This is a genomic window from Bradyrhizobium lupini, from assembly GCF_040939785.1.
Classification (GTDB): domain Bacteria; phylum Pseudomonadota; class Alphaproteobacteria; order Rhizobiales; family Xanthobacteraceae; genus Bradyrhizobium; species Bradyrhizobium canariense_D.
The window spans coordinates 2,937,311-2,950,527 of record NZ_CP162553.1 but is presented as its reverse complement, the minus strand read 5'-3'; the positions used below and the strand labels follow the sequence as shown (position 1 = coordinate 2,950,527).

Below are 13,217 nucleotides of genomic sequence, written 5' to 3'. Positions count from 1 at the left end.
CCTCAGTAACCCAGGTAGGATTTGCGGATTTCTTCGTTGTTCGCGATGTCCTTGGCGTTGCCCGACATCACGATGCGCCCGGTCTCGATCACATAGGCCTGGTCGGCGAGCTCCAGCGCGAGCTGGGCGTTCTGCTCGACCACCAGGATCGACACCTTGTCCTCGCGGTTGATCTTGCCGAGGATGCCGAACAGGTCGCGCACCACCAGCGGCGCCAGGCCGAACGAAGGCTCGTCCAGCAGCATCAGCCGCGGCCGCAGCATCAGGGCGCGGGCGACCGCCAGCATCTGCTGCTCGCCGCCCGAGAGCGTGCCGGCCTGTTGGGTATGCCGCTGCTTCAGCACCGGGAAATGCGCATACATGCGCTCGATGTCGGAGACGATGCCGGCGCTGTCCTTGCGGGTGATCGCGCCGAGCTGGAGGTTTTCCTCCACCGTCATGGTGGTGAAGGTGCCGCGGCCCTGCGGCACATGGGCGATGCCGAACCGCACGATGCTCTCGGTGGAGCGGTTGTTCAGCGGCTTGCCGTCGAACTCGATGCCGCCGGTTGAGCGCACCATGTTGCAGATCGCGCGCAGCGTGGTGGTCTTGCCGGCGCCGTTGGCCCCCAGCAACGTGGTCAGCGATCCCTCGCTGAGCGAGAAGGACAGACCGTGGAGGGCCTGGACCTGGCCGTAATAAGCGCGCAGGTCCTTGACGTTGAGCAGCGTCGTCATTGGTCCTTGCTCCCGAGATAGGCCTTGATGACGTCGGGATCCGCCTGCACCTGGGCGGGCGTGCCTTCCGCGAGCTTCTTGCCGAAATTCAGCGCGACGACGTGGTCGGCGATCGACATCACGAGGCCCATGTGATGCTCGACCAGCAGCACGGTCATGTGGCGTTCGTCGCGGATGCGGCGGATGAGGTCGCCGAGCACGTAGACTTCCTCGTGGTTGAGGCCGCCGGCGGGCTCGTCGAGCAGCAGGATCTTCGGATCGGCAGCGAGCGCGCGCGCCAGCTCGACGCGCTTCTGCGTGCCGAACGGCAGGCCCGACACGACGGTGTGGGCGACGTCCTCGAGGTCGAGATAGGCGAGGATCTCGTGCACCTTCTTGTTGACGTCGCTCTCGCTGCGGCGAACCCAGGCCAGCCGCAGCGAGTCGCTGATGATGTCGCTGGAGGTGCGGGCATGGGTGCCGACGCGGACATTGTCCATCACCGACAAATTCGGAAACAGCGCCACGTTCTGGAAGGTGCGGCCGATGCCGATCTCCGCGATCCGGTGCGGCGGGCGCGTCAGGATGCTCGCGCCCTCCATCAGGATGTCGCCGGACGACGGCTGGTAGAGCCGCGAGAGGCAGTTGAAGAGCGTGGTCTTGCCGGCGCCGTTAGGGCCGATCAAGCCGAGGATCTGGCCCTTGTGCATGTCAAAGGACACACCATTGAGCGCGACGATGCCGCCGAACACGACGCTGACGTCGCGAACCGCGAGCAGGGGCGATGTCCCCTGCGCGAGCTGTGCCTGCGTCATCTCGTCTCGCCCACTGTGTTCAGTGAGCGAAGGGGCGATGTGAACCGCTCCCGATGATGACAAAGGCTATCTGATCCCCTCGGCCACACGCGCAACTTTCCCTCCTGATTTCAGCTTTTTGCTGACGTCTTTTTTGGAATGCGGCATCAGACCCCCGAGTGCCGCTTCGATGTTCCTTACCATCGCAAGCAGACGCGGTCCAATGTCGTTGATCAAACGCTCTTCCGTGAAGCGGAATGCGGGCGCGCCGCAATTGAATGCGTAAGGACCGGTTCCGTCGTTGAGTCTGAGCGCGACGCCGGCGGCGCCGATGTCGTCGTGCCAGTCGCCGACCGAAATCGCAAATCCATATTTCGCGACCGTCTCGCCGGAGCGTTCCAACCCGTCGCGCATCTTGGGCCAGCGGCTGCCGTAATGTTCGCGCAAGACACGAGACAGTTCAGCGCGATTGTCTTCGTCGAGTGCCCAGAAATAGGCGCGGCCCATCGCGCTGGTTGCAATCGGCACGCGGGAGCCGACGTCCAGTTGAACGCCAACCGTCTCGCTGCCACGGCTCTGTCCGAAATAGATCATGCTGTGCCGGTCGCGGCCGCCGATGGCGACGGCGCCGCCGGTCGCACGCATCATTTCCTCGCGAAACGGCTCGGACAAATGCCGAACGCCGAGATTGGACAACGCGGCGTAGCCGAGCGCCATCGCGGCCGGCGCAAGCTGATATTTCTCGAAGCGGGGAACCGGCGTCAGATAGCCGAGCTTGGTCAAGGTATAGGTCAGCCGCGAAACGGTCGGCTTGGGCAAATTGGTGCGGGCCGCGATTTCCTGATTGCCAAGAAGTCCGTCGCTGGGCTGGAATGCGCGCAATACGTCAAGTCCGCGGGAAAGCGCGACGACGAAATTCCGATCGGTCGCTGTCTTCTTTCCTGTACGCTTCATCCCTGATCTGCTTCTTGCGCGGAGTCGTTGACAAGCCACGTGCTTCAAAATAACCCTGCCGTCAAGATGCGGAATTAAATTCTGCAGTGCGAAATTGAACAAAGTTACCCCACCAAGGAGGGACACCGTGAGCGAAGTGGTCAAGCTTGAGCGTCATGACGAAGTCGGGATCGTCACGGTCGACAGCCCTCCGGTCAACGCGCTGAGCGCCGCGGTTCGTGGCGGAATTCTGGAGTGCATCAAGGCCGCGGTCGCCGATCCCGCCATCAAGGGCATCGTGCTGACCTGTGCCGGCCGCACCTTCATCGCGGGCGCCGACATCACCGAATTCGGCAAGCCGCCGAAGCCGCCCGCCCTTAACGACGTGCTTTCCGAGATCGAGAATTCACCGAAGCCGGTCGTGGCCGCGATCCACGGCACCGCGCTCGGCGGTGGCCTCGAGGTCGCGCTCGCCTGTCATTTCCGCGTCGCGGTGAAGGAAGCCAAGCTCGGCCTCCCCGAGGTGAAGCTCGGCCTGCTGCCGGGCGCCGGCGGCACCCAGCGCCTGCCGCGCGCGGTTGGACCGGAGCTCGCGGTCAAGATGATCGTCGGCGGTGATCCGATCGGAGCGGCGGAAGCGCTGAAGAACGGTCTGATCGAGGAGATCGTCGAGGGTCCGGCCGCCGGTGGCGAAGCCTTCGTACGAAAGCTGCTGGCTGAAAAGCGTCCGCTGCGCCGCCTGCGTGACGACGACTCCAAGATCGCGGCGGCCAAGGCCGACCGCTCGATCTTCACCAATGCGGTCGCCGCCATGACCAAGAAGTCGCGCGGCCTGGAAGCGCCGTTCGCGGCGGCCGACGCCGTCGGCTACGCCATCGACCTGCCGTTCGACGAAGGTCTGAAGAAGGAGCGCGAGGGCTTCCTGAAGCTCGTCGCCAGCGATCAGTCCAAGGCGCAGCGTTATGCCTTCTTCGCGGAGCGCGAGGCCAGCAAGATCGCCGGCGTTCCTGAAGGGACCAAGCCGCGGCCCGTGAACCGCGTCGCCATCCTCGGCGCCGGCACGATGGGCGGTGGCATCGCGATGTCCTTTGCCAATGCCGGCGTTCCCGTCACCCTGATCGAGACAGGCGAGGAGCAGCTCAAGCGCGGCATGGGCATCATGCAGAAGAACTGGGAAGCGACCGCGGCACGGGGCGGCATCCCGGCGGATGCGCCCGCGAAGCGCATGGCGCTGATCAACGGCGTCGTGGGCATCGAGAACGTCGGCGACGCCGACCTCGTCATCGAAGCCGTGTTCGAGACCATGGCAGTGAAAAAGGAAGTGTTCGGCAAGCTCGACCAGTACGTCAAGCCGGGCGCCGTGCTCGCCTCCAACACCTCCTACCTGAACATCGACGAGATCGCGAAGTCGACCAAGCGTCCGCAGGACGTGCTCGGCATGCACTTCTTCTCTCCCGCCAACGTCATGAAATTGTGCGAGATCGTGCGCGCCGACAAGACCGCGCCGGATGCCCTTGTGACGGCGGTCTCGATCGCGCGCAAAATCGCAAAAGTGCCGGCCGTGGTCGGCGTCTGCGACGGCTTTGTCGGCAACCGCATGCTGGCCCAGCGCGGCAAGCAGTCCGAGAAACTGCTGTTCGAAGGCGCGCTTCCGCAGCAGGTCGACGCCGTCGTGACGAAGTTCGGCATGCCGATGGGGCCGTTCGCGATGGGTGACCTCGCCGGCCTCGACATCGGCTGGCGCTCGCGCAAGGACCGCGGCATCAAGTCGGAGATCGCGGATGCGCTCTGCGAAGCCGGACGCTTCGGCCAGAAGACCGGCAAGGGCTATTACAAATACGAAGCCGGCTCCCGTTCGGCGCTGCCCGATCCCGAAGTCGAGAAGCTGATCGACGAGACGCTGCTTCGTTTGGGCCGCAAGAAGCGCGTCGTCAGCGACGATGAGATCCTCGAGCGCATGATGTACCCGATGATCAACGAGGGCGCGAAGATCCTGGAAGAGGGCATTGCCGCGCGCCCGTCCGATATCGACGTGGTCTGGCTCTATGGCTATGGCTGGCCGATCTACCGCGGCGGCCCGATGTTCTGGGCCGACACCGTCGGCCTCAAGCACATCGCCGATCGGCTCTCCTTCTACGCCAAGGAGACCAACGATCCGAGCCTCGAGCCCGCGCCGCTGCTGAAGAAGCTCGCGGCCGAAGGCAAGACCTTCGCCTCGCTCGCGGCGGGCTCGAAAGCGGCGTGATTGGATTGGCGGTGGCTGTGATGTCTCGTCCCGGGCAACGCTCTCTCCGTTCCCTCCCCCGTTGTGGGGGAGGGTCAGGGACGGGGGCAGGCCCGGGCGCCGGCGTTTGTGGCCACCTCCTTCCCCAACCTTTCCCCACAAGGGGGAAGGGAGCCGGTCCGCTTGTGCCCACCTCACACGGTATCGTCGCGGCCGCCTTGCAGAGTAACGACCCCTAATGACCCATCCCGGCGAACAGTTTTATCCCGAGGGCGTGCGCTGGGACGACACCATCGTCCAGGGCACGCTGCCTGATCTGCTGGCAAAAGCCGCCGCCGAGTACGGCCCGCGCACCGCGCTGGAATTCCGCGACCATCCGATTACCTACAGCGAACTCGCCGCGATGGCTGAGCGCGCAGCCGCCGCCTTCCTGCGCGCCGGCTACGGCAAGAACAGTTCGGTCGCGCTGTTCCTCGGCAATACGCCGGACCATCCCGTCAATTTCTTCGGCGCGCTGAAGGCCGGCGCCCGCGTCGCGCATCTCTCACCGCTCGACGGCGAGATCGCGCTGACGCACAAGGTCTCCGATTCCGGTTCGCGCCTGCTCGTCACCTCTAACCTGGCGGCGTTGCTGCCGACCGCGCTGAAATTCCTGGAGAAGGGCCTGATCGACCGCCTGGTGGTCTGCGAGGACGATAATTGGGGTAAGGTCGGCACGCCGCAGGCTGCGATCCCCAGCGATCCCCGCATCGTCACCTTCAAGGCCTTTGTCGAGGGCGCCACCGCGCCGGCAGAGTGGCCGCAAGTGAGCGCCGACGATGTCGCGCTGCTGCAATATACCGGTGGCACCACCGGCTTGCCCAAAGGCGCGATGCTGACCCACGGCAATCTCACCTCGGCCGTGTCGATCTACGACGTCTGGGGCAAGCCGTCGCGCGCGACGCGTGGCGACGTCGTCGAGCGCGTGATCTGCGTGCTGCCGCTGTTCCACATCTATGCGCTCACCGTCGTGCTGCTGTCCTCGCTCAGGCGCGGCAATCTGATCTCGCTGCATCAGCGTTTTGACGTCGAAGCGGTGATGCGCGACATCGAAATCAAGCGCGCAACCTACTTTCCCGGCGTGCCGACGATGTGGATCGCGATCGCAGCCCTTCCCGATCTCGACAAGCGCGATTTCTCCTCGCTGGCGACGATCGGCTCCGGGGCGCGCCGCTGCCGGTGGAGATCGCGAGTTTCTTCGAGCGCAAAGTCGGCAAGAAGCTCCGCAGCGGCTGGGGCATGACCGAGACCTGCTCGCCCGGCACCGGCCATCCGCCTACAGGTCCCGATAAGCCCGGCTCGATCGGCCTGATGCTGCCCGGCATCGAGCTCGACGTCGTTTCCCTGGACGATCCCTCGAAGGTGCTGCCGCCGGGCGAAGTCGGCGAGATCTGCATCAAGGGCCCGAACGTCACCAAAGGCTACTGGAATAAGCCCGAAGGATCCGCGGAGGCCTTCGTCGACGGCCGCTTCCTCACCGGCGACATCGGCTATGTCGATACCGACGGCTATTTCTTCCTGGTCGACCGCAAGAAGGACATGATCATCTCTGGCGGCTTCAACGTCTATCCGCAGATGATCGAGCAGGCGATCTATACCATACCAGGCGTGCACGAGGTGATCGTGCTCGGTATTCCCGACCAGTACCGCGGCGAGGCCGCCAAAGCCTTCATCAAGCTGAAGACGGATGCAAAGCCGTTCTCGCTCGACGAGCTGCGCGCTCAGCTCGCCGGCAAGCTCGGCAAGCACGAATTGCCGGCGGAGGTCGAATTCGTCCACGATCTGCCGCGCACGCCGGTCGGAAAGCTGTCGCGCCACGAATTGCGCCAGCGGCAGAAACCGTCACAATCCGCCCAACTTGCCACCCGACTTGCATCAGGAGATCGCGCTTGACCGACGCCGTCATCGTTTCCACCGCCCGCACCCCGATCGGGAAGGCCTATCGCGGCGCGCTCAACGCCACCGAGGGCGCAACGCTGCTCGGCCACGCCATCGGCGAGGCCGTCGCGCGCGCCAAGATCGACCCCAAGGAGGTCGAGGACGTCGTGATGGGCGCAGCACTCCAGCAGGGCGCGACCGGCGGCAACATCGCGCGCAAGGCGCTGCTCCGTGCCGGTCTCCCCGTCACCGTCGCCGGCACCACTATCGACCGGCAATGCGCCTCGGGCCTGCAGGCGATCGCGCTCGCCGCGCGTTCGGTGATCTTCGACGGTGTCGAGATCGCGGTCGGCGGTGGCGGCGAGTCCATCTCGCTGGTGCAGAACGACAAGATGAACGGCTTCCACGCGCAGGACCCGGCGCTGCTCGAGATCAAGGGCGAGGTCTACATGCCCATGATCGACACCGCCGAGATCGTCGCCAAGCGCTACGGCATCTCGCGCGAAAAGCAGGACGAATATTCGCTGGAGAGCCAGCGCCGCACCGCCGCGGCGCAGCAGGGCGGAAAGTTCAAGGATGAGCTCGCGCCGATCACCACCAGGATGGCGGTGACCGACAAGGCCACCGGTGCAGTCTCGTTCAAGGACGTCACGCTGTCGCAGGACGAGGGCCCGCGCCCCGAGACCACCGCAGAAGGCCTCGCCGGCCTCAAGGCCGTCCGTGGCGAGGGATTTTCGGTCACCGCCGGCAATGCCAGCCAGCTTTCGGACGGGGCCAGCGCGAGCGTGATCATGAGCGACAAGGAAGCGGCAAAGCGCGGGCTGAACCCGCTCGGCATCTTCCGCGGCTTCGTCTCCGCCGGCTGCGAGCCGGACGAGATGGGCATCGGCCCGGTATTCGCCGTGCCGCGCCTGCTCAAGCGTCATGGCCTGACCGTCGACGACATCGGCCTGTGGGAGCTGAACGAAGCTTGCGCGGTGCAGGTGCTGTATTGCCGCGACAAGCTCGGCATCGACCCCGACAAGATCAATGTCGACGGCGGCGCGATCGCGGTGGGCCATCCCTACGGCATGTCGGGCGCGCGCCTCACCGGCCACGCTCTGATTGAAGGCCGCCGCCGCAAGGCGAAGTACGCGGTCGTCACCATGTGCGTCGGCGGCGGCATGGGCGCGGCGGGGCTTTTCGAGGTGTTGCAGTAGCCGTCGTCCAGTAACCGTCGTCCCGGCGAAAGCCGGGACCCATACTCCGCAGCAGGAGTGTGGCACGCGAACAACAATGGCCTTCGCAAACCAACGAAGGCCGGTGGTTATGGGTCCCGGCCTTCGCCGGGACGACACATTCACAGGAGGATCCGATGGATCTCGCATTCACGAAAGAAGAGCAGGCGTTTCGCGAGGAAGTGCGGTCATTCTTCCGCGACAACGTGCCGCCGGATACGCGGCGCAAGCTGGTCGAGGGCCGCCACCTCTCGAAGGACGAGATGGTGACGTGGTGGCGCATCCTCAACAAGAAGGGCTGGGGCGTCAGCCACTGGCCCAAGCAATATGGCGGCACCGGCTGGACCTCCGTGCAGCACTATATCTTCAACGAGGAGCTGCAGTCCTATCCGGCGCCGCAGCCGCTCGCCTTCGGCGTCAGCATGGTGGGTCCCGTCATCTACACCTTCGGCAATGAAGAGCAGAAGAAGCAGTATCTGCCGCGCATCGCCAATGTCGACGACTGGTGGTGCCAGGGCTTCTCCGAGCCCGGCTCCGGCTCCGACCTCGCCTCGCTGAAGACGAAGGCCGAGCGCAAGGGCGACAAGTGGATCATCAACGGCCAGAAGACCTGGACCACGCTCGCCCAGCACGCCGACATGATCTTCTGCCTCTGCCGCACCGACCCGTCCGCCAAGAAGCAGATGGGCATCTCCTTCATCGTGTTCTCGATGAAGTCGAAGGGCGTCACGGTGCGCCCGATCCAGACCATCGACGGCGGCGCCGAGGTCAACGAGGTGTTCTTCGACGACGTCGAAGTGCCCATCGAGAACCTGATCGGCGAGGAGAACAAGGGCTGGGATTACGCGAAATTCCTGCTCGGCAATGAGCGCACCGGCATCGCGCGGGTCGGCGTCTCCAAGGAGCGGCTCCGCCGCATCCGCGATCTCGCCTCCAAGGTCGAATCCGGCGGCAAGCCGATCATTCAGGACGCGGCCTTCCGCGACAAGCTCGCGGCCTGCGAGATCGAGCTCAAGGCGCTCGAACTCACCCAGCTCCGCGTCGTCGCCGACGAAGGCAAGCACGGCAAAGGCAAGCCCAATCCGGCTTCCTCGGTGCTGAAGATCAAGGGCTCCGAGATCCAGCAGACCACCACCGAGCTGCTGATGGAGGTGATCGGCCCGTTCGCGGCACCCTATGACGTGCACGGCGACGACGGCTCGAACGAAGCCATGGACTGGACCGCCCAGATCGCGCCGAGCTATTTCAACAACCGCAAGGTCTCGATCTACGGCGGCTCCAACGAGATCCAGCGCAACATCATCGCCAAGGCGGTGCTGGGGCTTTGATCGTACACCATCAACACGCACTCACCGTCACGGCCGGGCCTGACCCGGCCATCCACGCCTAGCGCCACGAAAGAACGTGGATGCCCGGCATAAGGCCGGGCATGACGAAATCGATACCGGAGAGCAAAGAACATGGATTTTGATCTGAACGAGGAGCAGCGGCTTCTCAAGGAAAGCATCGACGGCCTCTTGACCGATTCCTACGATTTCGAGAGCCGCAAGAAGTACATGAAGGAGAAGGGCGGCTGGAGCAAAGCCGTTTGGGGCAAGCTCGCCGACCAGGGCCTGCTCGGTCTGCCCTTCGCGGAGGCCGATGGCGGCTTCGGCGGCGGCGGCGTCGAGACCATGATCGTGATGGAAGCGCTCGGCAAGGCACTGGTGCTCGAGCCTTATCTCGCAACCGTCGTGATCGGCGGCGGCTTCCTGCGCCATGCGGGCAGCGATGCGCAGAAGGCCGCGCATGTGCCCGGCATCGTCGACGGCAGCAAGACGCTCGCCTTTGCCCAGCTCGAGAAGAACTCGCGCTACGATCTCTTCGACGTCACCACGACGGCGAAGAAGAAGGGCGACGGTTGGGTCATCGACGGCGAGAAGTTCGTCGTGCTCAACGGCGAGAACGCAGATACCCTCATCGTCACCGCGCGCACCAGGGGCGAGCGCCGCGACAAGAGCGGCATCGGCGTGTTCCTGGTGCCGGCCGACGCCAAGGGCGTCGCCAAGAAGTCGTACCCGACCCAGGACGGCCTGCACGCCGCCGACATCACCTTCACCGGCGTCGAAATCGGTGCCGATGCGGCGCTCGGCAATCCCGACGACTCGCTCGCGCTGATCGAGCGTGTGGTCGACGAAGCTCGCATCGCGCTCTGCGCCGAAGCGGTCGGCCTGATGGACGAATCGCTCAAGACCACGGTCGAGTACATCAAGACGCGCAAGCAGTTCGGGGTGCCGATCGGCTCGTTCCAGTCGCTGCAGCACCGCGCCTCCGACATGTTCGTCGCCACCGAGCAGGCGCGATCGATGTCGATGTTCGCGACCATGGCTGCTGATTTCGAGGACGCCAAGGAGCGCAGCAACGCTATTGCCGCGGCCAAGGTGCAGATCGGCAAGTCGCTGAAGTTCGTGGGACAGCAGGCGATCCAGCTCCACGGCGGCATCGGCATGACCATGGAGGCGAAGATCGGCCATTACTTCAAGCGCCTGACCATGATCGAGAACTCGTTCGGCGACACCGACTACCACCAGCGCCGCGTGGCGGACGGTGGCGGGTTGATCTAGCTACAAGGTCGCTGTCATCCCCCTCGCAGGCGGGGGATCCAGTACGCCGCGGCCCCTTGGTTCGAGTCTCGCCGTCTCTGGAATACTGGATCGCCCGGTCAAGCCGGGCGATGTCGTCTGAACAAGTGGCCTCAACGGAGCCCAACAACAATGAAGAACACCCCGTTCGATCTCACCGGCAAGGTCGCCGTGGTCACCGGCTCCAGCCGCGGCATCGGCCGCTCCTCCGCCGAGCTGCTCGCAAAGCTCGGCGCCAAAGTGGTGGTCTCCTCGCGCAAGGCCGACGCCTGCAAGGCAGTCGCCGACGGCATCAAGGCGGCCGGCGGCGAGGCCACCGTCATCCCCTGCAACATCGCGCGCAAGCAGGAGGTCGAGGCGCTGATCGCCGGCACGATCAAGCATTACGGCAAGATCGACATCCTCGTCTGCAACGCCGCGGTCAACCCGTATTACGGCCCGCTGCTCGACATCACCGACGAGGCCTTCGACAAGATCATGGGCAGCAACGTCAAGAGCAACATCTGGCTCTCCGCGCTTGCGATCCCGCAGATGGCGGAGCGCGGCAGCGGCTCAGTCGTCATCATCTCCTCGATCGGGGGCTTGCGCGGTTCGACCGTGATCGGCGCCTACGGCATCTCGAAAGCCGCCGACTTCGCGCTGTGTCGTTCGCTCGCCGGCGAATGGGGCCCGAAAGGCGTCCGCGTCAACTGCATCGCGCCCGGCCTCGTCAAGACCGACTTCGCCCGCGCGCTGTGGGAAGACGAAGCGAATCTGAAACGCCGCACGGCCACCACGCCGCTCCGCCGTATCGGCGAACCCGACGAAATCGCAGGCGCAGTGGCCTACCTCGCCTCCGACGCGTCGAGCTTCATGACGGGACAAACGATCGTCATCGACGGCGGCGTGACCACGGCGGCGCCGTAACTTCTGCTCTACTTGCAATGGTACGCCGGGCGCGCTTCACTTTTCCTCCGCTAGAGGGGGAGGGTCGCTTCGTGTTGCCCAGAGCGCAACGCGAGGCGGGGTGGGGTGAAGCCGCAAAGGCGGTATCGCTTGCGTCGACGAGACGGCTGCTGCTCAGAATTCGAAGCGCCAACTTCGCGGATAGTCTGTCACCCCGTCCCGGTTCGCGTTCCACTTCGCTGCATGCGAGCCCACCCTGCCCTCCAGGGGGAGGGTGGGAGGACAGCCGTCTTGACCTTGCCGCCCTAATCCGCTCCCTTTGGCGAAACACAATAGCCCCTCACCGGACAACGCCGGGAAAACGCCAAAGAAACCCCAAGGTTTGATTCCATGTCTTTCGTCCTCGCCATCGACCAGGGCACCACCTCCTCGCGCGCGATCGTGTTTCGCGGCGACATTTCCATTGCGGCGAAGGCGCAGGCCGAGTTTCCGCAGCATTTCCCCGCCTCGGGTTGGGTCGAGCACGAGCCCGAGGACATCTGGACCTCGACCGTGACGGTCTGCCGCGACGCGATCGCGCAGGCCGGTATCGGCGCAAAGGACATCGCCGCGATCGGCATCACCAACCAGCGCGAGACCACCGTGGTGTGGGACCGCGCCACCGGGCAGGCCGTGCATCGCGCCATCGTCTGGCAGGACCGCCGCACCGCCGACATCTGCGCGAAACTGAAAGCCGACGGCCGCGAGCCCGTGATCTCGCAGAAGACCGGCCTGATCATCGATCCCTATTTCTCCGGCACCAAGGCCGCCTGGATTCTCGACCACGTCCCCGGCGCACGGGCGCGCGCTGCCCGCGGCGAGCTGATGTTCGGCACCGTCGATTGCTATCTGCTGTGGCGTCTCACCGGCGGCAAGGTCCACGCCACCGACGCCACCAACGCCTCGCGCACGCTGCTGTTCAACATCCACACCGGCCAGTGGGACGACGAACTGCTCGAGATCATCGGCGTGCCGCGCTCGATGCTGCCCGAGGTGAAGGATTCCTCCGCCCGTTTCGGCGAGAGCACGCCGGATTTGTTCGGCGGCGCCATTGCGATCTGCGGCATCGCCGGCGACCAGCAGGCCGCGACCATCGGCCAGGCCTGCTTCCGTCCGGGGATGATGAAATCGACTTACGGCACCGGCTGCTTCGCCCTGCTCAACACCGGCACCACGCCCGTGGCCTCGAAGAACAAGCTGCTCACCACCATCGCCTACCAGCTCGGGGGCAAGCGCACCTATGCGCTCGAAGGCTCGATCTTCGTCGCAGGTTCGGCAGTGCAGTGGCTGCGCGACGGCCTCGGCATCATCAAGCATGCCGCCGAGACCGGACCTCTCGCCGATCAGTCGGACTCCATGCAGAGCGTCTATCTCGTCCCGGCCTTCGTCGGCATGGGCGCGCCGTACTGGAATCCGCGCGTGCGCGGCGCCCTGTTCGGCCTCACCCGCAACACCGGCCCGGCCGAGCTTGCCCACGCCGCCCTGGAAAGCGTCTGCTACCAGACCTTTGATCTCTGGGCCGCAATGCGCGCCGACTGGCCGAGCTCGGAGGTGGCAAGCGTCGTGCTCCGCGTCGATGGCGGCATGACCGCATCCGACTGGACCATGCAGCGCCTCGCCGACCTGCTCGATGCGCCGGTCGATCGCCCCGTGATCCAGGAGACGACGGCACTGGGCGCCGCCTATCTTGCCGGCCTCCAGGCTGGCGTCTATCCCGAGCCGACCAAATTCGCCGACAACTGGCGCCTCGAGCACCGCTTCAAGCCCAACATGAGCCAGGCGACGCGCGAGCGGAAGCTCGCGGGATGGACAAGGGCGGTGAAGGGCGTGCTCGCGAGCGACGAGGGCGAATAACGGGCGCGCACGACGCGCCAAACAACAACAAACGGGAG

The 13,217-nt window shown here is 65.2% G+C and carries 9 protein-coding genes and 1 pseudogene; 7 read left to right on the top strand and 3 right to left on the bottom strand.

Features of this window, described 5'->3' with window-relative positions:
- Positions 1–2 precede the first annotated feature (2 nt).
- The 3 genes from AB3L03_RS14020 to AB3L03_RS14010 all read right to left on the bottom strand — a co-directional run bounded on the left by AB3L03_RS14020 (position 3) and on the right by AB3L03_RS14010 (position 2,443).
- On the bottom strand, positions 3–716 hold the full coding sequence (locus AB3L03_RS14020) for an ABC transporter ATP-binding protein (protein ID WP_007599709.1): 714 nt from the start codon (positions 714–716) through the stop codon (positions 3–5).
- Positions 713–1,510, bottom strand: a complete 798-nt coding sequence (locus AB3L03_RS14015) for an ABC transporter ATP-binding protein (RefSeq protein ID WP_007599710.1) — start codon at positions 1,508–1,510, stop codon at positions 713–715. The genes AB3L03_RS14020 and AB3L03_RS14015 overlap by 4 nt, the downstream gene beginning before the upstream one ends.
- Before the next feature lie 66 nt (positions 1,511–1,576).
- Positions 1,577–2,443 (bottom strand): IclR family transcriptional regulator, encoded by an 867-nt coding sequence (locus AB3L03_RS14010; protein WP_018458483.1) that lies wholly within the window; start codon positions 2,441–2,443, stop codon positions 1,577–1,579.
- A gap of 127 nt (positions 2,444–2,570) precedes the next feature.
- Between AB3L03_RS14010 and AB3L03_RS14005 the strand changes: the two genes are divergently transcribed.
- The 7 genes and pseudogenes from AB3L03_RS14005 (at position 2,571) to glpK (ending at position 13,179) form a co-directional block, all read left to right on the top strand.
- Positions 2,571–4,667: a 3-hydroxyacyl-CoA dehydrogenase NAD-binding domain-containing protein gene (locus AB3L03_RS14005; RefSeq protein WP_354159505.1), complete on the top strand. Its 2,097-nt coding sequence runs from the start codon at positions 2,571–2,573 to the stop codon at positions 4,665–4,667.
- Between the two features lie 217 nt (positions 4,668–4,884).
- A pseudogene (pimA, locus tag AB3L03_RS14000) lies at positions 4,885–6,578 on the top strand (dicarboxylate--CoA ligase PimA).
- Complete coding sequence (locus tag AB3L03_RS13995; protein WP_368508812.1) at positions 6,575–7,762, top strand: acetyl-CoA C-acyltransferase; 1,188 nt, start codon at positions 6,575–6,577, stop codon at positions 7,760–7,762. The pseudogene pimA and the gene AB3L03_RS13995 overlap by 4 nt, the downstream one beginning before the upstream one ends.
- A gap of 155 nt (positions 7,763–7,917) precedes the next feature.
- Positions 7,918–9,108 carry a pimeloyl-CoA dehydrogenase large subunit gene (gene pimC, locus AB3L03_RS13990; RefSeq protein ID WP_018454712.1) on the top strand — a complete coding sequence of 397 codons (1,191 nt, stop codon included), beginning with the start codon at positions 7,918–7,920 and terminating at the stop codon, positions 9,106–9,108.
- Positions 9,109–9,240: 132 nt separating this feature from the next.
- A complete protein-coding gene (gene pimD / locus AB3L03_RS13985) occupies positions 9,241–10,383 on the top strand; it encodes a pimeloyl-CoA dehydrogenase small subunit (RefSeq protein ID WP_368508811.1) in 1,143 nt (380 codons plus the stop codon).
- Between the two features lie 150 nt (positions 10,384–10,533).
- Positions 10,534–11,307, top strand: coding sequence for an SDR family NAD(P)-dependent oxidoreductase (locus AB3L03_RS13980; protein WP_368508810.1), 774 nt, complete (start codon positions 10,534–10,536; stop codon positions 11,305–11,307).
- Positions 11,308–11,676: 369 nt separating this feature from the next.
- On the top strand, positions 11,677–13,179 hold the full coding sequence (gene glpK, locus AB3L03_RS13975) for a glycerol kinase GlpK (protein WP_368508809.1): 1,503 nt from the start codon (positions 11,677–11,679) through the stop codon (positions 13,177–13,179).
- The last annotated feature ends 38 nt before the right edge of the window (positions 13,180–13,217 follow it).

Coding starts and splice junctions, on each gene's coding strand:
- pimC (WP_018454712.1), top strand. CDS start 7,918: ATGGATCTCGCATTCACGAAAGAAGAGCAGGCGTTTCGCGAGGAAGTG.
- glpK (WP_368508809.1), top strand. CDS start 11,677: ATGTCTTTCGTCCTCGCCATCGACCAGGGCACCACCTCCTCGCGCGCG.
- pimD (WP_368508811.1), top strand. CDS start 9,241: ATGGATTTTGATCTGAACGAGGAGCAGCGGCTTCTCAAGGAAAGCATC.
- AB3L03_RS14020 (WP_007599709.1), bottom strand. CDS start 716: ATGACGACGCTGCTCAACGTCAAGGACCTGCGCGCTTATTACGGCCAG.
- AB3L03_RS13980 (WP_368508810.1), top strand. CDS start 10,534: ATGAAGAACACCCCGTTCGATCTCACCGGCAAGGTCGCCGTGGTCACC.
- AB3L03_RS14010 (WP_018458483.1), bottom strand. CDS start 2,443: ATGAAGCGTACAGGAAAGAAGACAGCGACCGATCGGAATTTCGTCGTC.
- AB3L03_RS14015 (WP_007599710.1), bottom strand. CDS start 1,510: ATGACGCAGGCACAGCTCGCGCAGGGGACATCGCCCCTGCTCGCGGTT.